18 protein-coding genes and 1 riboswitch are annotated in these 26,544 nt (G+C 51.9%); of the genes, 8 read left to right on the forward strand and 10 right to left on the reverse strand.

Annotated elements, in window-relative coordinates; all coding sequences use genetic code 11:
* Positions 1-278: 278 nt before the first annotated feature.
* A complete protein-coding gene (locus tag A3844_RS15785; RefSeq protein WP_074107874.1) occupies positions 279-3,026 on the forward strand; it encodes an O-antigen ligase family protein in 2,748 nt (915 codons plus the stop codon).
* Between the two features lie 129 nt (positions 3,027-3,155).
* On the opposite strand, the gene galU is transcribed toward A3844_RS15785, so the two are convergent.
* From galU to A3844_RS15810, 5 genes are all read right to left on the reverse strand, one after another.
* Complete coding sequence (gene galU / locus A3844_RS15790) at positions 3,156-4,043, reverse strand: UTP--glucose-1-phosphate uridylyltransferase GalU (RefSeq protein WP_074087226.1); 888 nt, start codon at positions 4,041-4,043, stop codon at positions 3,156-3,158.
* Between the two features lie 271 nt (positions 4,044-4,314).
* Positions 4,315-6,834: a U32 family peptidase gene (locus tag A3844_RS15795; protein WP_074087228.1), complete on the reverse strand. Its 2,520-nt coding sequence runs from the start codon at positions 6,832-6,834 to the stop codon at positions 4,315-4,317.
* Between the two features lie 199 nt (positions 6,835-7,033).
* Positions 7,034-9,010, reverse strand: coding sequence for a stalk domain-containing protein (locus A3844_RS15800; RefSeq protein WP_083606877.1), 1,977 nt, complete (start codon positions 9,008-9,010; stop codon positions 7,034-7,036).
* Complete coding sequence (locus A3844_RS15805) at positions 8,979-10,154, reverse strand: S1C family serine protease (protein ID WP_425270605.1); 1,176 nt, start codon at positions 10,152-10,154, stop codon at positions 8,979-8,981. The genes A3844_RS15800 and A3844_RS15805 overlap by 32 nt, the downstream gene beginning before the upstream one ends.
* 149 nt (positions 10,155-10,303) lie before the next feature.
* The gene (locus A3844_RS15810; RefSeq protein ID WP_074087233.1) at positions 10,304-10,513 is read right to left on the reverse strand and encodes a hypothetical protein; all 210 of its coding nucleotides are present in this window, start codon (positions 10,511-10,513) and stop codon (positions 10,304-10,306) included.
* A 436-nt stretch (positions 10,514-10,949) separates the two neighbouring features.
* Here A3844_RS15810 and A3844_RS15815 point away from each other — a divergent pair, with 436 nt between their 5' ends.
* Together A3844_RS15815 and A3844_RS15820 are read left to right on the forward strand one after the other, a co-directional pair.
* Entirely contained in the window at positions 10,950-12,599 is a 1,650-nt protein-coding gene (locus tag A3844_RS15815) for a nitrite/sulfite reductase (RefSeq protein ID WP_074107876.1), read from the forward strand.
* A 6-nt stretch (positions 12,600-12,605) separates the two neighbouring features.
* Complete coding sequence (locus A3844_RS15820; protein ID WP_074107877.1) at positions 12,606-12,842, forward strand: DUF3977 family protein; 237 nt, start codon at positions 12,606-12,608, stop codon at positions 12,840-12,842.
* A 102-nt stretch (positions 12,843-12,944) separates the two neighbouring features.
* Here A3844_RS15820 and uvrA read toward each other — a convergent pair whose 3' ends face one another.
* The 3 genes from uvrA to uvrB all read right to left on the reverse strand — a co-directional run bounded on the left by uvrA (position 12,945) and on the right by uvrB (position 18,543).
* Entirely contained in the window at positions 12,945-15,818 is a 2,874-nt protein-coding gene (gene uvrA / locus A3844_RS15825; RefSeq protein WP_074107878.1) for an excinuclease ABC subunit UvrA, read from the reverse strand.
* Positions 15,819-15,971: 153 nt separating this feature from the next.
* Positions 15,972-16,424: a collagen-like domain-containing protein gene (locus A3844_RS32355; RefSeq protein WP_167374688.1), complete on the reverse strand. Its 453-nt coding sequence runs from the start codon at positions 16,422-16,424 to the stop codon at positions 15,972-15,974.
* Positions 16,425-16,551: 127 nt separating this feature from the next.
* A complete protein-coding gene (uvrB, locus tag A3844_RS15830) occupies positions 16,552-18,543 on the reverse strand; it encodes an excinuclease ABC subunit UvrB (RefSeq protein ID WP_074087237.1) in 1,992 nt (663 codons plus the stop codon).
* Between the two features lie 180 nt (positions 18,544-18,723).
* On the opposite strand from uvrB, the gene A3844_RS15835 reads away from it, so the two are divergent.
* A complete protein-coding gene (locus A3844_RS15835) occupies positions 18,724-19,509 on the forward strand; it encodes a flagellar motor protein (protein ID WP_074100481.1) in 786 nt (261 codons plus the stop codon).
* The gene (locus A3844_RS15840; RefSeq protein ID WP_074107879.1) at positions 19,506-20,369 is read left to right on the forward strand and encodes an OmpA/MotB family protein; all 864 of its coding nucleotides are present in this window, start codon (positions 19,506-19,508) and stop codon (positions 20,367-20,369) included. The genes A3844_RS15835 and A3844_RS15840 overlap by 4 nt, the downstream gene beginning before the upstream one ends.
* A gap of 280 nt (positions 20,370-20,649) precedes the next feature.
* Here A3844_RS15840 and gcvH read toward each other — a convergent pair whose 3' ends face one another.
* Positions 20,650-21,042, reverse strand: coding sequence for a glycine cleavage system protein GcvH (gene gcvH / locus A3844_RS15845; protein WP_074107880.1), 393 nt, complete (start codon positions 21,040-21,042; stop codon positions 20,650-20,652).
* Between the two features lie 184 nt (positions 21,043-21,226).
* A riboswitch (glycine riboswitch) is annotated at positions 21,227-21,322 on the forward strand.
* A 185-nt stretch (positions 21,323-21,507) separates the two neighbouring features.
* On the opposite strand from gcvH, the gene gcvT reads away from it, so the two are divergent.
* Genes gcvT through gcvPB form a run of 3 tightly spaced genes read left to right on the forward strand, consistent with a single transcriptional unit; the run spans position 21,508 to position 25,438 of the window.
* Positions 21,508-22,632 (forward strand): glycine cleavage system aminomethyltransferase GcvT, encoded by a 1,125-nt coding sequence (gene gcvT / locus A3844_RS15850; RefSeq protein WP_074107881.1) that lies wholly within the window; start codon positions 21,508-21,510, stop codon positions 22,630-22,632.
* A complete protein-coding gene (gene gcvPA, locus A3844_RS15855; RefSeq protein WP_074107882.1) occupies positions 22,629-23,981 on the forward strand; it encodes an aminomethyl-transferring glycine dehydrogenase subunit GcvPA in 1,353 nt (450 codons plus the stop codon). Before gcvT ends, gcvPA begins: the two co-directional genes overlap by 4 nt.
* Entirely contained in the window at positions 23,978-25,438 is a 1,461-nt protein-coding gene (gene gcvPB, locus A3844_RS15860; protein ID WP_074107883.1) for an aminomethyl-transferring glycine dehydrogenase subunit GcvPB, read from the forward strand. Before gcvPA ends, gcvPB begins: the two co-directional genes overlap by 4 nt.
* Positions 25,439-25,523: 85 nt before the next feature.
* Here the strand turns inward: gcvPB and A3844_RS15865 are convergent, their stop codons facing one another.
* The gene (locus A3844_RS15865; protein WP_074087244.1) at positions 25,524-26,327 is read right to left on the reverse strand and encodes a helix-turn-helix transcriptional regulator; all 804 of its coding nucleotides are present in this window, start codon (positions 26,325-26,327) and stop codon (positions 25,524-25,526) included.
* Positions 26,328-26,544: the final 217 nt, after the last annotated feature.

Raw genomic sequence — 26,544 nt, forward strand, 5'->3', positions numbered from 1 at the left:
AAACAGTACTCTGTATTGTTGTTATCTAAACTTAGCATTCAATATTTAGAATTCAATATTTCCAGACTTGACCATTAATAAATCGATTAGGTTATATATATTTGATTCTACACTAAACCAGTTTCCTCCAAACTTCTATTTCAACCTTTTTATATAAATTACCTCTTTATTAATTTGTTGTAATTTTATGCATACTAGATAAAATCGAATTATTACTGACTCTACATATAGTCCTATGTTAAAATATCCACGTACCTACAGGAAAAGGAGATTAAAACGTGTCGAAACCAGTATACGGTAAAAATGCAGCTCAGTCGAGAAATGTTGAAAAGATATCCAGCCCGGTGTGGGCATTGGTTGTTGCTTTCATTATGTTTTTGGTATGGACCCCATTTCAGGTAGGATTGTTTAATGGGCAGCAGATCGACTTTGAAAAGCCGATTTATGTGTCTTCCTTACTCAGCGGTCTTTTGCTGCTGGTCTGGATGGGCTTGTTCTATAAGAAGTTCAAGCTGGAGGAACAACGCGACTTGCTGGTTGTGGCTTCGCTGCTGCTTCCTATAACGTATGCCCTGTCATTGTTTGTCGCTGTTTCGCATTATATGGCGATGAATATCCTCTTTGTTCAGAGTATGTATATTGCAGTCTTCATTATAGCGTTATATCTGCTCAAGCAAAAGCAACTAAATGTTGTCATTCAAAATGCTATACTGGCTATTTCTTATTTTATTGTAGGTTTTGGTCTGCTAAATTGGCTGGGCAGCTGGAAATTAGCCGGAGGTTTGGTGGGGTGGTTCTCCGATACTGTACGCGGAGGCAAATATCTGGATGCGGTAATGACGGACTCCAATGGCCTGCGGTTGACCTCGATTTTCCAATATGCGAATACATACGCGGCTTTTCTGATGGCATTTCTATTTGTGGCTGTCTTCGCGTTGGTTCGATCCAAGAAGTGGTATGGAACGCTGACGCATGGATTCATGCTCGTTCCTATTATTATTTCATTGCTGCTGACCTTGTCCCGCGGGGGATTAGTGATGCTGCCTGTGGTCTTCATTCTTCTGCTACTGTCCCTGAAGCCTGCAAAGCAGATTCTCTGGATTATCCATCTTGCTATTGCCGGCGTTGCCTCGCTTGCCATTGCGGGCCCGATGACCAATCTTGGGACGGAACTGAATACAGCCTTCACTTCTGCTGCAGCATTAAAGGGCTGGGCTTATCTGCTTGGGGCCTCCGCTGTGGTCGCCGTACTTGGCTGGGCCATTCAGCAGTATCTCTCTCCTTGGCTGCAGAACAAGCTCGGCGGCTGGGAATCACGCAAGCTTTCTAGTCTGTGGCTACCGCTCCTCTCCGTTGTGCTGGTTGCGGTTGTTGCCTTCCTGTTGATCGGTACAAGCGTACGCACCGTACTTCCTGCCAACATGGAAACACGTCTGGAGAACATCAACTTCAAGCAGCACAGTGTACTTGAACGTATTACTTTTTATAAGGATGCCGTAAAGGTTATTAAGGACTATCCGATACTTGGAGCAGGGGGCGGGGGCTGGACTTCGCTGTATGAGCACTATCAGAACAACCCGTATACAAGCCGTCAGGTGCATAACTTCTTCCTGCAATATCTGATTGAGGTAGGTATTGTCGGATTTATCGTGTTCATGGGTTTTATCGGCTATATTTTCTATAAATACATTCGTGGATATCTTAAACGGGATAAAAATGAATTTGAGAATGGATTCTTTTTCTATATTATTGCTTTATCGATTCTTCTCCACAGCTTGCTGGATTTCAATCTCAGCTATGCTTTTATGGGCATTCTGATATTTATCGGTCTTGCCGGAATGGGCGTTGCCATGGACAGCAAGCCGCTGCGCCGGAATTGGAATACAACAGGGGTACGCTATGGTTACCTTGCAGCCCTGGCTATCGGAACAGCCTTTATGCTCTTCCTGTCGATTAGCGCCATTAGCTCCAGTAGTTCGGCCGTGAAGGCCAAGGAGTTGATGGGTGTAAGTCAATCATATGAGGAGCTCAAGGCACCTCTGGTAGCCGCGTTAAAGGATCGTCCATACCATCCGGAAGCAGCGGCATACCTCGCCTCTATGGACCAGCAGGTGTATGGCCAAACTCAGGATCAGCAGTACTTGAACGAATCGTTCACCGTGATCAACCGTGCGCTTAAGGATGAGCCATATAACAAGAAGCTGCTCCAGCTATTGGCTACATCGTATGAACTGAAAGGCCAAAGCGAGCTCTCCTTCGCCGTCTATCGGGACAACGCAGATAAGTTTAACTGGGATATTGAATGGTATGATGCTCTGATCAGCCGCTCCCAGGCGCTGGCAAGTGCAGCAAATGCCAAAAAGGACGAAGCTAAGAAGCAGGAGTACCTAACTGCAGGACTTGATGCTTATAAGCATGTAACGGATGGTGTGGAGCATCTGAAAACTCTGCCTCCTGAGCAGCTGCAGGGCCGTCCGTTCTCGGTAACACCGACGATTGCTCTGAATGCGGCAAAAATGCAGCAGATCGCAGGACAAAACGAGGAAGCCACGGCGACCCTAAAGCTTGGGCTTGGTGATCATTATGCAGATGTTGTGAACAGCAAAACCCTCTGGGATACGAACTGGTACAGTTCGCTTATTGCCCGCTCTTATGAGCTGGCTCAGCAGGCTTTCACCCAGCAGGATGCTGACGGTAAAGTCATGTATCTAAATGTCGGGATTAATGCTTACAACCAGGTACAAGCCGACTTGCTGGTCCAGTCACTCCCTGTCACTCCTGCAATTGCACTCAATGCGGGCAGAATCCAGTTGATGGCAGGTCAAGTTCAAGCGGCCTCCAATACCTTGAAACTTGGCCTGTCCGAAGATTATAAGGATGCAGCCAACCGCGAGATTGCCCGTTGGTACTTGGCCGCCTTAAAGAAAGCAAATGCTGCTCAAGATCAGCCAGTCTATGACAAGCTGATTGCCGCAGATCCAGCGGAAGCCGCTCAGATCGATGCTATTGTAAATACGCAGTACTAAGGGAAATGAGATTGTAAATCAAAGAGCGCCCCACTGACTGAGTTCAGTGAGGCGCTCTTTTTGGATTGAATAATAATTAGTTAGAGATGAATCCGGGGGCCAGGGTCAAAAAAATGCTATCGGTAGCCTTTACTTCGCTGCTTTCTGTGCTTCGCTGTCAATCACTGCTTTGAGGTAGTCGAGCAGGCCTTCCTTGAGCTCCTCATGCTGAAGCGCGTAGTGAATGGTGGTCTGGATGAAGCCCATTTTCTCGCCGACGTCATGGCGTTTGCCTTCGAAATCATAAGCAATAATGCGCTCCACTTCGCTCAAGCGGGAGATGGCGTCGGTCAGCTGGATTTCTCCGCCTACCCCTACCTGCTGCTCGCCAAGCATGTCAAAGATACGCGGAGTCAGGATATACCGCCCCAGAATCGCGAGGTTGGACGGAGCCTCCTCTCTCTTGGGCTTCTCCACCAATCGGTTTGCTTTGAAGACCCGATCAGCCAATTCCGTACCGTCCACCAGACCGTACCGTGAAACCTCTTCCCAAGGCACAGGTTGAACGCCTACGATGGAGGATTTATATTGTTCGTAAATTTCAATCATCTGCTTCAGGCAGGGCTTGTCCGCTTCGACAATATCATCCCCCAGAAGAACAGCAAATGGCTCATTGCCGATAAATTTACGGGCACACCAGATAGCATGACCCAGGCCTCTAGGTTCCTTTTGACGGATGTAGTGGATATCGGCCATTTCGGAGGATTTGCGCACAGACTCCAGCAGCTCCCACTTTTGCTTCTCGGCCAGATTGAATTCCAGCTCAAATGAATTGTCAAAATGGTCTTCGATCGCACGTTTGCCTTTCCCCGTTACAATAATGATATCCTCAATGCCGGAAGCGACCGCTTCTTCAACAATGTATTGGATGGTTGGTTTGTCTACAATCGGCAGCATTTCTTTGGGCATGGCTTTGGTCGCCGGCAGAAAACGGGTGCCAAGACCGGCTGCGGGAATAATAGCTTTACGGATCTTCATGACAGGACTCCTTCTATGATCTTCTCTAATTTCCATTTCATTACTAAAGGGAAAATGGCATATTTGCTTTAATTATAGCAGTTATGGGTGTGTTTTGGCAGGGATGTTATTGAGGCCGCAAGGGATATGTATTAAAAAAGGGCCGGTGCGCTAAGAGCTTATCTACAAGCTCCTAACTACACTAACCCTGGGATTTATTGGGGCGAAATGCAGGCACTATACAAACAGAACCTGCGTTGTTGCTAATCGAACACCGCCCGAACGTTCCGGCTTACTTCGCGTTCACCAATTGACCGCGCGTAACTCCAAGCTGGTTGGTAGCCTTGAGGCTTTTCCATACCTGTGTCCCGGAAATCTCTCCGCGCAGCGCACGGCTATAGAGGCTGAGGACCTCAGCAACCTGCTCCGGCGTTTCTTCCAAAAACTCGACACGGAAGGAGTTCACACCGAGCTCACGGAAATTGTTCAGATATTCCGCTCCAGACTGCTCCACTGCGTTGTAGACTGTATTACGGCACCCCTCATCTACACGAACAGGGTGGGCCATGCCGATGCGGTCCTGCAGGGAAGCTCGCTGTTCCTCGCAGGGACGGCCGCAGTTCGTATAGTCTGTGCCTTCGCTCATGAAGGTGCAGTAGACACAGTGCTCGGTGTGGAACATCGGCAGATGCTGATGGATCACGACCTCCATTCGCGAGGTATCGCTATGTTCCAGCAGATCGACCATCTGTTGGATGTTCAGGTCGTAGGACGGTGTTACTGCGTCGCAGCCTGCGTTCAGGAACAGATCTACCGCTTTGTGATTGGCGATATTCAGGGAGAAATCGCCGATCAGGCGCGGATGTACGGCATCCGGCTGCTCCATGCGGCGCTTCAAGTAGTAATAGAGCGCTCCGGTATTGCGCACCAGGACAGCATCCGGCTGCAAACGCAGGATGTTGGCATGGTAACCGTTCTCGCCTGGCATATGAATGCGTGGCGTAGCCAGCGCAATACTGGCCCCTGCAGCCCGTACAGCGTCCACCGCTGCCGGGAACTGCTTGATGAATTCGAAGTCGGCGTAGATGTTCGTTACGCCGGCTTCGAGGGCAGCCTGCACCTGCGGCAGGCTGCGGCACAGCACGGTGAGCTCCGCTTCACCGTGCGGACCTGCGGCGCCCCTGCGGGAAGCGCCGCCGTAGACCTCAACCTCCCGTTTCACGTAGACTGGAGGTTTCGGGCGCTCGCCCGCAAGCAGCTCCACCGCCTGGCGGCGGATGCTGTTGAGCTCGCGCATAGGCACGATCACGTCGCCTTCCAGGTGCGACTCCATAGCCTCCAGCTGGAATACGGTCCCGCCCAGGCGGCCGAATTGCTCTTCCAGCAGGGCGGCATCCATCGGACGCTTCTGCGCGGCTTCCAGCAGAAGCTCCGAATCCACGCGGACCGTCACGTTCTTCTGAACGTCGGTCCACCAGGTAGCAAGCGGCTCACCCGCCCGCCCCTCTACCTTCACATGCACCGGGAAGACCCGGTAAGGCTTCTCGGTTTCGTAGGTCTGACGCAGCGCCTTGTCCAGCGCAGGGTCATTCGTCTTCCAGATGCGGTCGCCGACATGGAGGCGGCGCAGATCCACGTCATTGCGTCCTGGCACGATATCAATGATCCAGCCTTCCCCGGCTTCGCCTTCCAGCTTCACGCCTTTGCGGCGCAGATCGTAGACGCGTCCGCCTTCTTCTTTCTTCGTCGGATCGCCAGCGTCAAAAACAATGCCATCTCCACGCTTCAGCGGTGCATGAATGCGGCACACTACACCATCACGCAGAATCTGCTCTACGGTCCCCATATAGACGCCGCGGCTTTTCGGGAAGGTGCCGTCCACAAGCTTTTTATTGTTTGTGCCTTCCAGGAAGCCATGCGTGAAGCCGCGGGAGAAGCTCTGCTGCAGCTCACGGATATCTTCCTTGGAGGTCGGTGACCAATTCCCTTCAAAATACCGGTCAATTGCCTTACGATATTTACCTACCACATTAGCTACATATTCTGGACTTTTGAGGCGGCCTTCGATTTTGAAGGAGGTGACTCCTGCCTCGATCAGCTCCGGCATCAGATCTATCGCCGCCAGATCCTTAGGTGACAGCAGATAAGTGACATCGCCCATCGGCTTAATCTCACCATCTACCATCAGGTCATATGGCAGACGGCATGCCTGTGCGCATTCCCCGCGGTTAGCGGAGCGTCCGCCCCACATTTCCGAGGTCAGGCACTGGCCAGAATAGGAGACGCACAGCGCCCCATGTACAAAAACTTCCATGGGCAGGCGGGCCTGCTCCCCGATCGTACGGATTTGCTTCAGGTTATTCTCGCGGCCGAGCACTACGCGCTCCAGCCCCCAAGGCTTGGTGAACTCCACCGCCTCCGGTGAAGTAATCGTCATTTGTGTAGAGCCATGAATCGGGAAGTCCGGTGAGATCTCGCGGATCATTTTGACCAGCCCTAGATCCTGCACGATTACTGCGTCCACACCCGCATCTACACAAGCATCAATCAGTTCCTTAGCGTCAGGCAGCTCATTCTCAAATACCAGTATGTTAAAGGTCAGGAACCCCTTCACACCATAGCTGTGCAGGAATGCCATAATCTCCGGCAGCTCGTCCATGCGGAAGTTGTTCGCTCTCGCCCGTGCATTAAACTTTTCTACGCCAAAAAAGACAGCGTCCGCCCCATTCGCCACCGCCGCACGCATGCAGTCCCAGTCACCCGCCGGAGCCAGTAGCTCCACGTCTTCTCTGCGTATTCCTTGCTCGTTCATTTATATCCTCCCAAACCGCCTTACCGGCGGGTCATTTAAAGCTTTTTAACCTGTTAATTGTATCAAACATCACACCAGTTCGCCATTGATTTGCCAAGATTTATAGGGATATGGTTAATTAAAAAAAAGAACGCCCCAACCTGCCAAGAATGGCAATAGGACGTTCTTAGTCAGACCACGTAATTACATTAGTAATCCCCTACTCCCCACCCTCCGCTATGTGGAAGGATTTCAGCGTCGTATCGAGAGCTGCTTGCTGGGCAGGCGTCGAGTTGGCATCATTTACGTTTATGGTGAGGGTGTAGACCAGATCATTTTTACCAAAAACCACTTGCTTCATATGTCCAGGGATACCGCCCCTAGTCTGGCGGACCGTCAGCAGCGTGGCCGGGACTCCCGCAAACGTAATCTCCTCCATGCTGATTAGCTGAGGGCCTTTGGGATCATTTTTACTGTTCTTGTAGTAACTTTGCAGCAAGCCTACCGCATAATCGACGGAACCCTCAGGGGTAGCATTGATCTGGAAGCGTCCGCCGGTGAACCGGTATTCTACGGTCTGACTCTCAAAAACATCCTGATAAGGTATCCACAGCCGTGGAATATTTATGCTATAGCCGTAGGTCTTGGAGCTTTTGGTTACAGCCTGGCTGCGGAGCGCTATGTAATCATCGGTCTCCAGCCTGCCAAAGTTCTCCTTGATTCTGGAAAAATCAATATCAATAGAGCTTAAGATCGTCTTAAATCGAGCCTTATCCTCATCCTGCCCTGCTGCTGCCAAATATTCGACGTAGTAGCGGTAGCCGGATTTTTGCAAAAGGATCTGATACTTTGTACTCCAGCCGCTGCCCGGATTCAGATCCGTTTCCTTCACGCGCACAGGCTCACCGGAGACCACGGCCTCTATATCCTTCTGCATGGTATATGCACCCGGCATAAAGGTATCACTAACCTGTGAATCCAGATCTTTGCTCCAGTTCTCCAGTGTAGACCCGGATGGCGCTGAAGAAACCTTTACAAGCAGATGGCTTCCCTTGTTACTCTCGTAATACAGGTGTTGATCATCCATAGTCCAACCTGCAGGAACCTGTAGAGTTATTCCGTAATCGTCGTTGTATCCTTCGCGCAGACCGTTTTTGACCGTTGAGAGGTCGCGGATACTTTTGTCGCCGGCATTAAATGAAGGGATAAATGAGTTCAACAGTGAAGCGTATGGATTCAGATCCTTGTAATTCCCTGCATTATCGTCAGTCAGGTAGAGCTCGTATAATTTTCCGTTACTGTAATATTGACGTCCTTCCCACAGAGCACCGCTGGAATCCTTACTGACAATTCGGGCGTAGGGAACCTCCGCATTCGGAAAAACCACCCGGTCCAGAATCGTCTCCCCGCCTTCTTCTGCCGCACGAACCAGTCTCTCCAGCAATTCATCGGGATCTGCCGCTATTTCCAGCGGTGAAACGTGAACCTCCAGATAATACAGATTCTCTGTATTTGTAAAAGTCGCTACACTTTCATTGCCGCCGCTGTCACCGACCACCAGACCGGATGGATAGTTCATGCTCCACCCATAGTAGCTGTTGCCTATCCGTGTTTTGCCGACATCACTGTCGATTCCGCTGCTCCCCGGCGTTTCTTCATCAATCTCTGATGGCGAGAGCGTGATCAGCAGTCCACCACTGCTGCCAGGAGAGACCCGTGCTCCCAGAACTCCGGCCACAAAGCGCATCGGTACGAGCAGTGTTCCCGAAACCATACGCGGGGCTACGGGCAGCGTGATCTTGACCCCGTCTTTCCAGGCAGTTGTACTGCCGATGGTCATCGCCCCGGTATGGGGTCCGTACATCACCTTAACCACATTGTCCGCTTCAAGGGAGACTGTGCTGCCGAAAGCTTTTTTGAATATACCCAGCGGCACGAGCACCGTTCCGTTAACCTCGATGGGCTTTTGAATCATAACCTTCTCGCCGTTTACGGTTGCGGTAGTGCTACCGACCTTGAGATTCAGCTGCAGCTGCTTCTGCTCCGCTGCCTGTGCCTGCCGGAGTGGCAGACCTGCCAGCAGCATTAACACAGCCAGCAACGCGCACATCCCGCACCGCATCATTCTGCTTATTGTCATCCGTCGTACCTCCACTGGCAGCCCGCTATTCTTCTGTCTGTGCTTCAGCATCTCCATCACCTTCCCCCCCCTCTCCTCCGGTCAGCGGGTCACCCTGACCAAGCACCAGCTTGCGGGTCACAATATCCCCGTCACTTTGCATCAGCAGCTTCACTGCTGCACCCGGTTTATAACTCTTGAACCACTCATTGATATCTACCAGTGAAGCAACACGATGTCCGTCAATCGCATACAGCACATCGCCTGCAGTAATTCCTGCCTGTTCTGCTTCTGCAGATACGACCTTGGTTACAGTCAGCGGGTCCTGTGCAGGCAGCCCAACAATCGCGGACCAGCTCTCCTCAAGCTCCAGGCCCAGGCTGGGACGTTTTACCTCACCATATTTGAACAACTGGTTCATGATGTACTGAACGGTATCCGCCGGAATGGAAAATCCCATATTTTCCACACCAACCGCAGCGTATTTCAGACTGTTCACCCCCAGCACTTCCCCTTTCATACTGACCAGTGGACCGCCGCTGTTCCCGGGGTTAATAGCCGTATCACTTTGAATCAGACGATAGGCGGCATCGACGGCCCGGTTCAGTCCGCTGACCACACCCACTGTAGCCGAATTCCGCAGCGAAAAGGAAATAGGGGTCCCGATAGCAATCACCTTTTCCCCCACCTGGAGCTTGCTTGATGGACTGGCAAACCTGGCGGGCTTCAGGGATTTGGCATTGATTTTGATTAGCGCCAGGTCACTGACTTCATCGATATAGGATGTTGTGATGTTGTAGCTCTTAGCGTCTGACGTGACCACTACCGCGTTCTGCAAGTCTTTTATGACATGCGCATTGGTTATAATCCAGCCGTCCGCTTTGACTATAATTCCCGAGCCATGGGTCAGATTGTACCGGTCATCCGGTCCGCTGCTGCGGTCGCCGGAATATTTGCCGATAATGCCTACCACAGAGGGGGACACCTCTTTTATAATCTGCGGCACCGCGTCATCTGTCATCACCACATTCTTTTTGCCGGCAGCTGTTGCGGTTCCTACTTGCTTGAAAGCCCCAACCCTGAAGTCCTTGGCTCCAGCCTGACTACTGTCTGGAATTGCCGCTGCAAGTGCTGAATGGGCACCGCTCCCCGTACCGGACAGCAGCACTCCGCACAGTAGCAAGCCTAGACTCTTTCTATACTTTCGTTTCCCCCACCACATCCGTCTTCACCAGCCCTCTCTGTATCTATGAATTGCTGAAATCTAATGGATATACCCTTTAGTAATGATAAAAAGACGCCTTCAGCAGCGCCAGTGGCGGTTAAAGGTGTCTTCCTAGAATATAATGCTCTGTAATTGTCACTTGTGTACTAACTTATCCAGTTCATCACCATTGCATAGTCCGAAACCACGAACACCAACAGACTCACCACTCCAAAAGCAATAGCGAATTTGTTCTTCTGAGGTGCCCGTAGCAGCCGAATCACTCCAATGAAGATCAGAACGGTGAACAAAATCATAAATACATCGAAGGTATGAAATTTAGACGGTCCTTGCGCGGCAGCTTCAGCAAGCAGCATGGCATTACCTCCCCAAGAGTATTGTCAAGCTAGTTCATCTATTCCATATCTCCTTCTATGTTATCGCTACCATTTCAGTGACGCAATAGAAAATCCTTAAAAAATTATGTAATTGTCACAAAAAATTTTTTTCTCCGGGAAAATATACTGCACATCAGCAATTTAGATCACAGAAGTAGCTGTTGTGCACTCTTTGTCAAAGAACTCAGCTTATATCTATTTATTCAACGAATATACCCCTCTTTGAATCTTACGACGGACATGCCCTAGGTATGCCTATTTGAACTATCAGCAAGTCCTTATTTATTGATAAACAATCGTTATACTGTTGTGCTACAACCCTCACTGCCGGATGACTCCAGGCTATGTTACCATCGGGCTTATAATCTTAGGGCTTCTTGATTCATCCGATACATCACCAGAAAGGAAGTTAGATATGGCTTACGAACCGATATGGAATGCTGCTCCCGAGAAACTGAGCAAATTCGAATTCGTCAAACTGCAGAAGGACGGCCTGGATGTGATCCGCACCATTATTGAAAAATATGCCCTGGAGGGCTACAGCTCCATCCCGGCCGATGATATGGATCTGTTCAAATGGGCCGGGGTGTATCAGCAAAAGCCGCGGGATGGCCATTTCATGATGCGCGTACGGATCAACACCGGTATTATGACTTCAGGTCAAGCCAGAGCACTGGCTGAAATCGGCAGATTGTACGGGCGGAACCTGGTTGATGTGACTACACGCCAAGCCATCCAGTTCCACTGGCTTACTGTCGAGAATCTGCCGGATATCTTCAAGCGTCTCGAAGCCGCCGGATTGTATTCCTTCGAAGCTTGCGGCGATTGTCCGCGGACAATCGTCGGCAACCCGCTGGCAGGGATCGACAAGGATGAGCTGTTTGATACGGCGGATATAGTGGAGCAACTGAATGACTTTTTTATGCTGAACCGTGACTTCTCCAACCTGCCCCGCAAATTCAAAATCTCCGTGTCTGCTAACAAGTACAATAACGCACAAGCGGAAATTAATGATTTGGCCTATACACCTGCGCTAAAAGTCATCGATGGTGTTGAAACTCTGGGGTTCCATCTGATGGTTGGCGGCGGACTGTCAGCCAAACCACATCTGGCGCAAAAGCTTGATGTCTTCGTTAAGCCTGAAGAGGCACTGAAGGTAGCTGCCGGTGTTATCACACTGTTCCGGGATTACGGCTACCGGGAGAAACGTCATCACGCCCGCCTGAAATTCCTTGTCGCCGATTGGGGCGCGGAGAAATTCAAAGAAAAACTGATTGAAGCCGTAGGCGAGCTGCCCACGCGCGGCGAGGACCAGACGATTGGCTGGCAAGCCGCTTATTTTGACGGAGTCCATCCACAGGTTCAGGAAGGTCTCAGTTATGTTGGATTGAATGTTCCCGTCGGCCGGATGAACAGCGATGAGCTGGATCAGTTAGCCGAGCTTGCGGATCAGTACGGTGAAGGCAAGCTCCGCACCACGATGTCACAAAACATCATCATCAGCGGGGTTCCGAATGAGAAGCTTAGCGCGCTTTTGGATGCACAAGTGTTGCAGCGGCTGTCCCCATCAGCCAAACCCTTCATCAGCCGCACAATCGCCTGCACGGGTAATGAATTCTGCAACCTGGCCCTCGTCGAGACCAAACAGAGGGCTGTCAGTGTCGCTGCCTATCTGGATGAGCATATCCGGCTTGATGAGAAGCTGCGCATTCACTTCATTGGCTGCCCTAATGCCTGCGGACAAAAGCAGGTTGCCGATATCGGCCTGCAGGGCACGCTGATCAAGACACCGGACGGCATGACCGATGCGTTCGATATTGCTGTTGGCGGAACGCTTGGCTGCGGAGACCGTGGACCTGCAGCTGAATTCGCCCGGCCGTTGAAAGGCCGCGTACAGGCTGAACGGGTGGGACCCGTTCTGGAGCAGCTCATTTCCTTCTACACAGAACAGCGTCAAGAACAGGAGAATTTCCATGCGTTTACGGGACGCGTAGGCGTACCTGCCCTTCAGGAACAGCTTACCGCTATTTTGGAATCCGAACCTGTAACTACGTCCAAGGAGTAATGTCTTCTGAAATATATTGAGTTCGGTGTTGGCAACAGATGGCTACTTAGAACGGAAACGGAACTGACTGATGGCACAGAGATCGAAGAAAAGGGAGTTGTGCACCCTATCAAATTCCACTCATTATATATTAGAGTATGGATAAGAAAGACCGTATGGATTATGGATTTCAGAGAGGGCTTCAAGCGTTCAAGAAAAACGCGCAATGCCTTCAAAATCATCATCGGGATCAGCAGTCATTAAATAGTTTCCATTTATGTAAAAGGGCCGTGGTGCATTCCTCGGCCCTTTCTTGTTTTCGGCTACAAGTCAGATACGCCTCTGCCCTGCTTCGAATCCTAACGGTTATATGCTATCTGAGGTCTGCAGCTCGAGAGCTTTGGTTCGCTCGGTGTCACGGAGTAATACTGGTTTCAGGTATCTGCCAGTGTAGGATTCCTCCACTTTGATGATCTTCTCTGGTGTTCCTGTAGCAAGAACAGTACCCCCGCCACTGCCGCCTTCCGGCCCCATATCAATGATATAGTCTGCGGTCTTGATCACATCGAGGTTATGCTCAATAACGAGCACGGATTCACCAGAGTCTACCAGACGATGCAGCACCTCAAGCAGACGGCCTATGTCATCTACATGCAGTCCCGTTGTCGGTTCATCCAGAATGTATAATGTCTTGCCGGTACTGCGCCGGTATAGCTCGGAGGCCAGTTTCACGCGCTGTGCCTCACCGCCGGACAAGGTGGTTCCCGGCTGACCAATATTGATGTACCCTAGCCCAACATCCAGCAGGGTCTGCATTTTACGGTGAATCTTCGGGATATTCTTAAAAAATTCTGTTGCATCTTCTACGGTCATTTCCAGTACATCGGAGATGCTTTTGCCTTTATACTTCACTTCCAGCGTCTCACGGTTGTAACGTTTACCCTTGCATATTTCGCAGGGAACATAAACATCCGGCAGGAAGTGCATCTCAATCTTAATAATGCCATCCCCACGGCAAGCCTCACAGCGTCCGCCTTTGACATTGAAGCTGAACCGGCCTTTCTGGAAGCCGCGCACCTTGGCTTCGTTCGTCTTAGAGAACAAATCACGAATATCATCGAAGACACCCGTATAGGTTGCCGGATTGGAACGCGGTGTACGTCCGATTGGCGACTGGTCAATTTCAATGACTTTGTCCAGATTTTCCAGCCCGCGGATTTCTTTGTGCTGACCCGGCCGCACCTTGACAGCCTTATTCAGCTGACGCGCCAGACTCTTATAGAGAATCTCATTAATAAGCGAAGACTTGCCCGAACCCGAAACACCGGTTACAGCCGTGAAAACACCAAGTGGAATTTTGACGTTCACATTCTTCAGGTTGTTCTCTTTGGCCCCGCGGATTTCAATCCAGCGATCATCTGTAGCGCGCCGATTGGAGGTAACCGGAATGAACTTGCGTCCGCTTAAGTACTCCCCGGTCAGGGAATTCGGATCATTCATAATCTCCTGAGGTGTGCCTTGTGCCATGACCTGCCCCCCATGAATACCCGCACCCGGACCAATATCAATAATATAGTCGGCAGCCATCATCGTATCTTCATCATGTTCAACCACAATCAGGGTATTGCCTAAATCGCGCATATGCCCAAGTGTTGAGATGAGGCGGTCATTGTCCCGCTGATGCAGACCAATACTCGGTTCATCGAGGATATACAGCACGCCCATCAGACTGGAACCGATCTGGGTTGCCAGCCTGATCCGCTGCGCTTCACCGCCAGAGAGCGAGCCCGCTGCACGGCTGAGCGTCAAATAGTTCAAACCTACGTTGACCAGGAAGCCGAGGCGGCTGCTGATTTCTTTGAGAATCAGGTTGGCAATGGCTGTTTCCTTCTCACTCAGAGCAATGTTGTCGAAAAATTCAAGGCAATCTCCAATCGACAGATCGGTAACATCCGCAACATTCCGTTCGTTGACCGTTACGGCGAGAATTTCCTTCTTCAATCTTTTGCCTTTGCACACATGGCAAGGCTTGGCACTCATGAAGCCTTCAATGAACTCACGAATGCCATCGGAAGACGTCTCCCGGTATCGCCGCTCCAGATTGGGAATAATCCCTTCGAAGACGACAAGCGTGTCCTTCCGCTGGCCAAAGTCATTCTCATAACGGAAGCGGATCTTCTCGCTCCCCCTTCCGTTCAGCAGCTTCTGCATATGTTCTGGTGACAGACTGTTTACCGGCACATTTTGCGGGATGTTGAAATGCTCGCAAACCGACTTCAGAAATTGCGGGTAGTAGTTCGATGTGTTGCCGGTCCAGGCCAAAAAGGCGCCTTCTTCAATGCTCTTCTCTTGATCAGGAATTAGAAGATCCGGGTCGACAACCATCTTCACACCAAGCCCATCACATTCCGGGCAAGCCCCGAAGGGGCTGTTGAAAGAGAACATCCGCGGCGCTAGTTCCTCGATACTGAACCCGCAGATCGGACAGGCAAAGTTCGAGCTGAACAACAACTCCTCCTGGCCAATGATATCAACCAGAATTTGCCCGCCGGACAGTTTCAGCGCGGTCTCCAGCGAATCCGTCAGCCGGGTCTGTACATCATCCTTAATGACGACACGGTCCACCACGACCTCAATCGTATGCTTCTTATTCTTCTCCAGCACGATATCCTCAGTAACCTCACGCAGTTCACCGTTCACGCGCACACGGACAAAGCCCTGCTTCGAGATGTCGCTGAACAGTCCCTTATGTTCACCTTTGCGCCCTGAGATTACCGGTGCCAGAATCTGCAGCCGGGTCTTCTCGGGATACTGCATAATCCGGTCTACCATCTGTTCCACGGTCTGGGAAGTAATTTCGATGCCATGATCCGGACAATGCGGATGTCCTACCCGGGCAAACAGTAGCCGGAGATAGTCATAAATCTCCGTAACTGTACCTACAGTAGAACGCGGGTTGCGGCTTGTTGTCTTCTGGTCAATGGAAATCGCCGGGGATAACCCGTCAATAGAATCAACATCCGGCTTCTCCATCTGACCAAGGAACTGTCGTGCATACGCTGACAGGGATTCTACATAACGGCGCTGTCCTTCTGCGTAGATTGTATCGAATGCAAGCGACGATTTGCCGGAGCCGCTAAGTCCCGTCAGCACGACGAAGCGGTCACGCGGAATCGTTACGTCAATGTTCTTGAGATTGTGCGCTCGGGCACCCTTAATTACAATATTTTCATTCGCCAACGGTATAACCTCCTAGATATCAAGCCTATTACAAAGCTATATCAAAATATTTTCGATCCCTCCCAAACCCTCCCTTAGCCAAGGGAGGGCCCCAAGGGTTGCACCCTCTGGACACCCGCAATGCTGCTGACGAAGGAGGGAGGACGGATGGGTTTAGCTGATGTGGACTGAAGAGCGCTTGTCCCTAACGGGACCTCTGGACTGTTGGCGCTTCAGGGACAACTGCTGTCCCTTCGGGATGCGCAGACTGCGAACTGCGGGCTGTCCCTTCGGGATACGCAGACTGCGAACTGCGGGCTGTCCCTTCGGGATACGCAGACTGCGAACTGCGGGCTGTCCCTTCGGGATACGCAGACTGCGAACTGCGGGCTGTCCCTTCGGGATGCGCACACTGCGAACTGCAGGCTGTCCCTTCGGGATGCGCAAACTGCGAACTGCAGGCTGTCCCTTCGGGATACGCAGACTGCGAACTGCAGGCTGTCCCTTCGGGATACGCACACTGCGAACTGCGGGCTGTCCCTTCGGGATGCGCAAACTGCAAACTGCAGGCTGTCCCTTCGGGATGCGCACACTGCGAACTGCAGGCTGTCCCTTCGGGATGCGCAAACTGCGAACTGCAGGCTGTCCCTTCGGGATGCGCAAGGGCCTAGAGCAATTTATCCAAAAGGAACGGCCATCTGCAGCGCCGTTCCTGTACTTTACTGTGCAAAACAAGTTTGCATAATACACTACCTCATTCTGCCCGAAGCTCCAGCAGAGCGTCGCGCAGCTCTGCGGCACGCTCGAATTGCAGATTTTTGGCAGCATCCTTCATCTCGGCCTCCAGACGCTGAATCAGACTTTGGCGATCCTTCTTGCTCATCTTGCCGCCCACGCCGGTGAGATACTCGGCCTTGGACTCAGCAACCTTAGTGGCCTCGATAATTTCGCGCACTTTCTTGTTGATCGTAGTGGGTGTGATTCCATGCTTTTCGTTGTAGGCAATCTGCGTTTCCCGGCGGCGCTGGGTTTCGAACATAGCCTTTTCCATCGAGTCTGTGATACGGTCACCGTACATGATTACACGGCCATTGGAGTTACGGGCCGCACGGCCGATGGTCTGAATGAGTGAACGCTCGGAACGCAGGAAACCCTCCTTGTCGGCATCAAGAATCGCAACGAGGGATACCTCCGGCAAATCCAGGCCTTCCCGCAATAGATTGATCCCCACGAGAACATGGAAGGCGCCTAACCGGAGATCACGCAGAATCGCCATACGCTCCAGCGTCTTAATGTCAGAGTGCATGTAACGGACCTTGATGCCGATTTCCTTGAAATAATCAGTCAGGTCCTCGGACATTTTCTTGGTCAGAGTCGTAACCAGTACACGCTCGTCACGTTCCACCCGGTCACGGATTTCGCTGATCAGATCATCAATCTGCCCCTCTGTCGGACGAACCTCGATAATCGGGTCCAAAAGACCCGTAGGCCGGATAATCTGCTGAATCATCGTCTCGCAATGTTCAATTTCATAAGGGCCTGGTGTGGCGGACACATATACAATCTGATTCACCTTGTCTTCGAATTCTTCGAACTGCAGCGGCCGGTTGTCCAGCGCGGACGGCAGGCGAAAGCCATGCTCCACGAGAACTGTCTTGCGCGCACGGTCACCGTTGTACATCGCCCGGATCTGCGGCAATGTCGCATGGGACTCGTCGATTACAATCAGCATATCGTCAGGAAAATAATCCATAAGTGTATAAGGGGTTGCTCCCGGCTCCCGGAAGGTGAGCGGTCCGGAATAGTTCTCGATCCCGGAACAGAAGCCGACTTCCTTCATCATCTCGATATCGTAACGGGTCCTCTGCTCCAGACGCTGGGCCTCCAGCAGTTTACCTGCATCCCGGAGCACAGCCAGCCGTTCTTCCAGCTCACGCTCAATATTGACCAGAGCCACACGCATGGTTTCTTCCTGGGTGACAAAGTGGGATGCCGGGAAAATTGCCACATGGTCGCGTTCTCCGATTAATTCTCCGGTCAACACATCAATTTCAGTAATCCGTTCCACCTCATCGCCGAATAGCTCTACACGGATGGCATGCTCACCCTGTGAGGCCGGGAAGATCTCCACCACATCACCGCGCACGCGAAAAGTGCCCCGCACAAAGTTAATGTCGTTGCGTTGGTACTGGATATCCACGAGCCGGCTCAGAATCTGATTCCGCGGCTTCTCCATACCCACACGCAGCGACAGCAGCAGGCTTCCGTATTCCTGAGGGGAACCGAGGCCGTAAATACAGGAAACACTGGCCACAATAATGACGTCACGCCGTTCGAACAAAGAACTGGTCGCAGAGTGGCGCAGCTTATCAATTTCTTCATTTATGCTGGAATCTTTCTCGATATAGGTGTCGGAGGAGGGAATGTACGCCTCTGGCTGGTAATAATCGTAGTAACTGACGAAGTAGTCTACCGAATTACTTGGAAAAAACTCCTTGAACTCACTCGCAAGCTGGGCAGCCAGCGTCTTGTTGTGCGCAATAACCAGCGTGGGCCGGTTCAGCTTGGAAATCATTTGTGCGATGGTAAAGGTCTTCCCTGTACCGGTCGCTCCCAGCAGCGTCTGGTGCTTCTTGCCCTGCCGGATGCCGTCCACTAACTCTTGTATGGCATGAGGCTGATCGCCCTGGGGTGTGTACTCGGACTCCAACTGAAAAGTCTGCGTACTGACGACAATATCATTCATTTGCCCGTCTCCCCTCTATCGTCTAAAATATATGAATATATTATAATTGTGGCCCTGATGATTCTCTCTCCATACGATCTGAAATATATGGAAGATAAGAATACTTGTTCCCGTTTATTATACAGTGTTGCCCAGATTCATGCAAACCATAATATATAGAAATTTAAGGAGCTTGAACTCATGGATATTACTTCAATTATTGGCTTGCTGGCTGGTCTAGCAGCACTCATCGGCGGCTTTTTCTGGGAAGGCGGAAGCCTGTCCGGCCTGCTGCAGTTAAATGCTGCACTCATTGTATTCGGAGGCACGCTTGCCGCCGTGCTGATCAGCTTCCCGGCCTCCAGACTGCGCTGCGTCCCAGCGGCGGTGCGGGTAGCTTTTGGCAAACATTCGGACACCATGGAAGAACAGGCAGAAGAACTGATCTCCATGGCTACAATCACAAGACGCGGCGGTGTGCTGGCCCTGGAAAAAAGAGCCGAAGAGCATCCCGACCCCTTTACCAGTGAAGGACTCATGCTCATTGTTGACGGAACAGACCCCGAGCAGGTCCGGCAGATTCTGGAGCTGGAGATGGATGCTAAAGAGCTCAAATACGAAGGCTATGCCAAAATCTTTGAAGCCGCAGGCGGCTATGCGCCCACCATGGGCATCATCGGTACGGTTATGGGTCTGATCCGCGTGCTCAGCAGTCTAACCGATCCTTCTAACTTGGGAGCTTCCATCGCAGTTGCTTTTACAGCGACTCTATACGGTGTGGCCAGCGCTAATCTAATATTTTTACCCATTGCCTCCAAGATCAAATCCCGCAGCCAAAGTGAGCTGGGTACTATGGAAATGCTTATGGTAGGCATTCTTGCCCTGCAGAACGGGGATCATCCCCAGCTTGTGCGTAAAAAGCTCCGTTCCTTCTTGAACCGTTCCGCCAAGGAACACGGCAGCGATATTACCAGAGGTCCCTCATGAGACAGAGAAACCGCAGAAAGCCTCGCACAGATGGACGGGAGAACCGCGACCGGTGGATGATCACCTATGCGGATCTGATTACACTGCTGCTTATTTTCTTCGTGATTTTGTTTGCCATGAGCAGTTTGGATACACATAAATTCAACATCGTCACGAGCTCTTTATCGGACACTTTTAAAAGCGGAAATCCGGTATTAGATGGTGGAAATGGTGTTCTGGAGGGTCAAAAAGGGCTGCAATCCGCAGGAACGGGGAATGGGAAGAACGGGGGGAACGGAGACAGCGCGGATACAGGCCAGGAGCAAAAGAATGCGGCTACCGGCCCGACGGCCAGTCCGCCCCCTGCCGACCCGGAGCCTTCGGCGCGTGAGCAGGCCTTCCGCGAGCAAGAAGCCAAACTGGCTGCGCTCATGGGCGTCATCACCCAGTATGTCCAAGACAACCATCTAGGTGACCAGATTTTTGTGGCGGATAAACCGCAAGGTATTGCCATTACACTCAGTGACCGTTACCTGTTCGATGTAGGCAGAGCCGAGCTCAAAGCGCCCGCCCTCCCTGCGCTGCGTCAGCTGTCAGGACTATTCCGCGGCATTGGAGCAACAATCAGTATCGAAGGCCATACTGATAATATGCCGGTGTCTGCCGGTTCCCGTTATAACGACAACTGGGAATTATCCGGCGCCCGTGCCCTCTCGGTGCTGCGCTTCTTTTTGGATACAGAGGGATTGAACCCGGATACGTTTCAATATGCCGGATATGCAGATACCCGTCCTGCTGTGAGCAATTCTACTCCAGAAGGGCGGCAGAAAAACCGGCGCGTGGAGATTACGGTACTTCGTCAGCTCCAGGAAAAGGAGTAGCCTTACTAAGGCCTGCCATACGGCCGCGTACTCGTTAACATTTCGCCCTGCTGTGCATGGTGTTCGCGCGTAATGCGGTCGCTCTACATCCTGTATTTTGGAACATCGCACCGCAGTTGTCTCCCGGGCTATTCGAATTCCCTAATTAAAGACGGATTCCAATGTATAAGTGCACATTAGAAATCACAAAAAAGACAGACCTCACACATTAGTAACACGAAATGCGATGTGAAGGCCTGTCTTTATTTTATATGCAGAAAACTAGTGTCCGTAGGTTATTCTATTCTTCAATCAACTTGCCATAAGCCGCTGCATCCAGCAGTCCAGACGTGACTTCGGCAAACTCCCCGGTGATTTCCAGTTCAAAAATCCATCCGCCGCTGTAAGGCTGATCGTTAATCAGCTCCGGGCTGGCTTCGAGTGCATCGTTGATTCTGGTCACTGTTCCCGATACCGGAGAATAGAGCTCAGATACCGTCTTGACGGATTCGATGCTGCCTACACTGTCGCCAGCCGAGAGGGCCGCACCCACTTCAGGAAACTCCACGAATACGATATCGCCAAGCAAATGCTGGGCATGGTCCGTAATTCCGACACGTACTGTGCGCCCTTCACCCTGCTGCGCCCATTCATGCTCTTCGCTGTACAACAGGTTGTCTAGCACTTCACTCATTCTTAAGCCGCCTCTTTTCCAAATTTGGAGTTATAAAATTAGTTATAGACTAAGTTATTGCGCCGCTCAATGTCAATATAACTGACAGGAAAATAAAATTTGTCATCTTTTTGACGTTTTTTTGTTGACATCGGAGTTGTATACCCGCTTTAATGGAGTCAGTAGAAAACAATACGGTTTGCGAATGATGGCATAGGGAGAGACTGTCTCTGAGAAGACAGCGCCGAAGGAGTAAGCCCGGGAGGGTGAATCTCTCAGGCAAAAGGACCTTTGCCGGACGCATCTCTGGAGAGCTATCTGAAACCTGCCCGGCAGGGATTCGGATCACCAACGGGGAAACCTGCGCGCTGGTCAGCAGGGTAACTCTCAGGTACAAAGGACAGAGCGAAAGGCTTATATGCGGGTTGTGCATATTTGTCTTTTGCCTGTCCTTTTTCGCATGTAATCAGACAAGGGAGTGAGCCGATGGATGCTTTGAAAAGAACACCTTTTTACGACCTCTACTCCGCCTATGCGGAGTCCAGATGTATTGATTTCGGCGGCTGGGAGCTGCCGGTGCAATTCACGGGAATCGTGAAGGAGCATGAGGCTGTACGCCGGCAGGCCGGACTGTTCGATGTATCGCATATGGGCGAATTCATGGTCAGCGGCAACGGCTCGGAAGCCTTTCTGCAGCGGATGACCACCAATGATGTCAGCCGTCTTCAGGATGGCGGTGCGCAGTACACCCTGATGCTCTACCCAAGCGGTGGGGTAGTCGATGATCTTCTGGTCTACCGACTGGCCGAAGAGCGTTACATGCTGGTCGTCAATGCCTCCAATATCGACAAGGACTTCCAGTGGCTGCAGGAGCATCTCACAGATGAATTCAGCGGTGTGACGCTAAACAATGTCTCCGATGAAACGCTGCTGCTTGCGTTGCAAGGCCCTCTGGCTGAGACGATTCTGGCCGAAGTAACCTCAGCGCCCATTACGGAGCTTGCACCGTTTCATTTCATCGAGCGCGCTGTAGTCTGCGGCGTAGAGGTTCTGCTCTCCCGGACCGGATATACCGGTGAGGACGGTTTTGAACTGTACGCGCCACTGGATACGGCAGCTGTGCTGTGGAACGGCCTGCTTGCGGCAGGCGCTCCGCACGGTCTGACTCCCGCCGGACTCGGTGCACGCGATACGCTTCGTTTCGAAGCGAAGCTGCCGCTGTACGGCCAAGAGCTGTCGGCGGACATTACACCGCTGGAAGCGGGAGTCCAGTTCTTTGTGAAGCTGGACAAAGCCAGCTTCATCGGCAAGGACGCACTGGTGAAGCAGAAGGAAGCCGGACTGCCCCGCCGCCTCGTGGGCCTGGAAATGATTGACCGAGGGATTCCGCGCTCGCATTATCCGGTCTATGCGGATGGTGTGAAGATCGGTGAGGTCACGACAGGCACACAGTCGCCAACGCTAAAACGCAATTTGGGTCTGGCCCTGCTGGACGCCGCCTATGCGGAGCTTGGAACAGAGGTATACGTGGAGATCCGCGGCAAACAGCTTAAGGCAGCCGTGGTCAAAGCGCCATTCTATAAAAAGAGCCAAGGAGTGAAGCCGCAATGAAGCACCGTTATCTGCCGATGACCGAGCAAGACCGCAAGGAGATGATGGAGGCTGTAGGGATTCAGTCCGTGGAGGAGCTGTTCGCCGACATCCCGCAAGCTATCCGTTATCAGGGAACGATGCCGATGTCAGAAGCACTTGATGAATACGCGCTGCTGCGCCATATGAAGGAGCTGTCCGACAAAAATACCAGCTTCGACACTCACGCCAGCTTCCTCGGTGCTGGGCTCTATGACCATAATATCCCTGTTGTCATTAACCATGTGATTTCCCGCTCGGAGTTTTATACCGCCTATACCCCTTACCAGCCGGAGATCAGCCAAGGTGAGCTGCAGGCGATCTTCGAATTCCAGTCCTATATCTGCGAGCTGACCGGCATGAAAGTAGCGAATGCCAGTATGTACGACGGCGCGACCGCCTTCTCGGAAGCTGCGGTGCTTGCCGCCGGTGCGACAAAACGCAAAAAGCTGATCGTCTCCCGCACCGTCCATCCCGAAGCACGTCAGGTACTGCGTACCTCAGCGGGTGCATGGGGCCTGGATGTTGTGGAGATTGACTACACAAACGGAGTAACGGATCAGGCCAAGCTAGCCGCCGCAATTGACGGCGACACAGCAGCCGTGCTGGTACAGTCGCCGAACTTCTTCGGCGCCATTGAGGACCTTGGTGCGATGGAGCCGCTGATCCATGCCGTGAAAGGCCTGCTCGTGGTCAGTGCCAATCCGCTGGCGCTAGGCATTCTCGAAACGCCGGGCAAGCTTGGCGCAGACATTGTTGTCGGTGACGCCCAGCCGCTCGGCATTCCCGCTTCACTCGGTGGTCCTACCTGCGGCTTCTTCGCCGTAGCCGAACCCCTCATGCGCCGCATGCCGGGCCGGATCGTCGGACAGACTGTTGACCGTAACGGCAAACGCGGTTTCGTGCTGACACTGCAGGCACGCGAGCAGCATATCCGCCGCGAAAAAGCCACTTCCAACATCTGCTCCAACCAGGCGCTGCTCGCACTGTGCGCTTCCGTCTACCTGTCCGTCATGGGCAAAGAAGGCATGCGCGAGGTTGGGGAGCTCAACATCCGCAAGAGCCATTATGCAGCCACCAAGCTGGGCGAATTAACGGGCGCAGCCTCAGCGTTCACGGCACCGTTCTTCAATGAATTTGTTCTGAAACTGCCAGAAGGCTCCAGCGTCAGCGAGATCAATTCCAGGCTATTGAAGGAAGGCTACCTCGGCGGCTATGATCTGGGCCGGGACTATCCTGAATTGAACGGACATATGCTGGTCGCTGTCACCGAGAAAAGAAGCAAAACGGAAATTGACCAATTCAAAGTGGCACTGGAGGGCTGTATATGAAACCGGAACAAAGTCTGATCTTTGAGCTTAGCCGTCCCGGCCGCACGGCCTATTCCCTGCCCGTGTGTGATGTTCCGCAGGAAGAGAGCATCGATGCCCTGATTCCCGCCGGACTGCTGAGAAGCGAGCCGGTAGTCTTGCCGGAAGTATCGGAAGTGGATGTCATCCGCCACTATACCGCCCTGTCCCGCCGCAACTTCGGCGTGGACAACGGCTTTTATCCGCTCGGCTCCTGCACAATGAAATACAATCCGAAGATCAATGAGGACGTTGCCCGCTTCCCGGGACTGGCCAAGATTCACCCTTACCAGCCGGAAGAGAGCATTCAGGGTGCCCTTGAACTGATGCATACTCTGCAAAAGGATCTGGCCGCCCTGACCGGCATGGATGCCGTGTCTCTGCAGCCAGCCGCCGGTGCCCATGGGGAATGGACCGGCCTGATGATGATCCGCGCCTACCATGAGAGCCGCGGCGAGACCCGCTCCAAGGTCATCGTGCCCGATTCCTCGCACGGCACCAATCCGGCCAGTGCCTCTGCAGCCGGCCTGGAAACGATAACGATCCCATCGGGCGATAAGGGGATGGTTGACCTTGAAGCGCTGAAAGCAGCTGTCGGCAGCGATACCGCAGCCCTAATGCTGACCAACCCGAGTACACTCGGATTGTTCGAGTCACAAATCATTGAAATCGCTCAGATCGTACACGAAGCGGGCGGCCTGCTCTATTACGACGGAGCGAACTCCAATGCGATTATGGGCATTACCCGTCCCGGCGATATGGGCTTCGACGTCGTGCATTTGAATCTGCACAAGACGATGAGCACCCCGCACGGCGGCGGTGGTCCGGGAGCAGGACCAGTCGGCGTGAAGGCGAAGCTGATTCCGTTCCTGCCACAGCCGACGGTGATCCAAAACGAAGACAGCAGCTACTCGCTGAACTTCGGCGGTCCGGAATCCATCGGACGCGTCAAAGCCTTTTACGGCAACTTCGGTATCCTGGTCCGTGCCTATGCCTATATCCGTACCTACGGGCCGGACGGCCTGCGTGAGGTTTCTGAGAATGCCGTGCTGAACGCCAACTATATGATGCACCGGCTCGCGCCGTATTTTGAAATCCCTTATCCGGGTATCTGCAAGCATGAGTTTGTCATGTCCGGCCGAAACCTTAAGCAGTACGGGGTACGGACACTGGATGTGGCTAAGCGGCTACTCGACTTCGGCTACCACCCGCCAACCGTGTATTTCCCGCTGACGGTAGAGGAATGTATGATGATCGAGCCAACCGAAACCGAAAGCAAGGAAACGCTCGACGGATTCATCGAAACGATGATCCAGATCGTCAAGGAAGCCCAGGAAACACCGGAAATCGTGATTAATGCTCCGCATACTACGGAGATCAGCCGTCTCGACGAAACACAGGCTGCGCGGAAACCGGTATTGAATTGTTCTTGCGGCTAAAGCTGCGCTCTAGCAAACTCTGTGAACGCAAGGCGGCTAATCCCGAAGTCATTCCTGGCTTCGCAGATTAGCCGCTTTTTTACGTTCATATGAGCTTTTTGGCAAAATGGGAGCGGTCATTTACATTCATTTTGATATAAATGCTCTTCACTACATTCCGTACAGAGCCCTCACTGATCCCCAGCGCGCTCGAGATATGCAGCGCACTTTTGTCCGCCAGCCATAGTGCAGCTACCTCCTTCTCTCTCGCAGTCAGCTTATATTCGCCAAACACCGTGTCCCGTCTGAACTTTTGCAGGCTTGCGTTATTAACCATCCGTTTATACGCCACATTATCAGCCAATTGCTGCACGAACGGAATCGCAAAATCTATCTGCTGACCGGAATCAAAAGAAATATCCACATAACCATGCGTACCCCCGTCCAGAATCAAAGGCGCGCATACACAATTCCAGCTCTGGAAAGCAGCATCTGTATGCTCCTCTCCCCGCACCACCCCTATAAGGTTCATCTCCATAGCCAGCGAGACCGCATTCAGGCCTGAATACCGTTTGGAGAGGTTGATACCCGCACTCATACCTGCACGGTCCATGTTCTCCTGAAGGCTTCGTGAAGAGCAGATCAGATCGAGAATCCAGCCCTCTTCATCCGCCAGAAACACAACATAAGGAATGGGAATGAACTGGCTGATCGCCACCATCTCTTCCCGCATGGAAGAAACCATCGCTTCACTATATATCGCTTTGTTCTCTTTCACGCAAGAGACTACTGGAGACTGCAACGGGCTATATGTATCAGATGAATGATTATGGTGAAAAGACGCAGCTTGAGCTGCTGGAAGATCATCCGGCGAACACCACATTTTCATCTTGGAATTGAAGGTAGTCAACACAAACGCCTCCTCGGTTAATGTCGTTAGTGAATCCGGAATGATTGTGAATGTATTCACTAATAATAATGAATCTATATTTGTTATAGCAATATTTCCTATCTCTATTATAAGCTTACAAGATAACTTAGCCTTGAATAGCAGTAAATATATCATAGGATATTTAAGAGACAATTGACAGGGGCTAATCTTACGAATGAACGTTGAAAAATATGAG

Source organism: Paenibacillus helianthi (assembly GCF_001909055.1).
Taxonomy (GTDB): domain Bacteria; phylum Bacillota; class Bacilli; order Paenibacillales; family Paenibacillaceae; genus Paenibacillus_AQ; species Paenibacillus_AQ helianthi.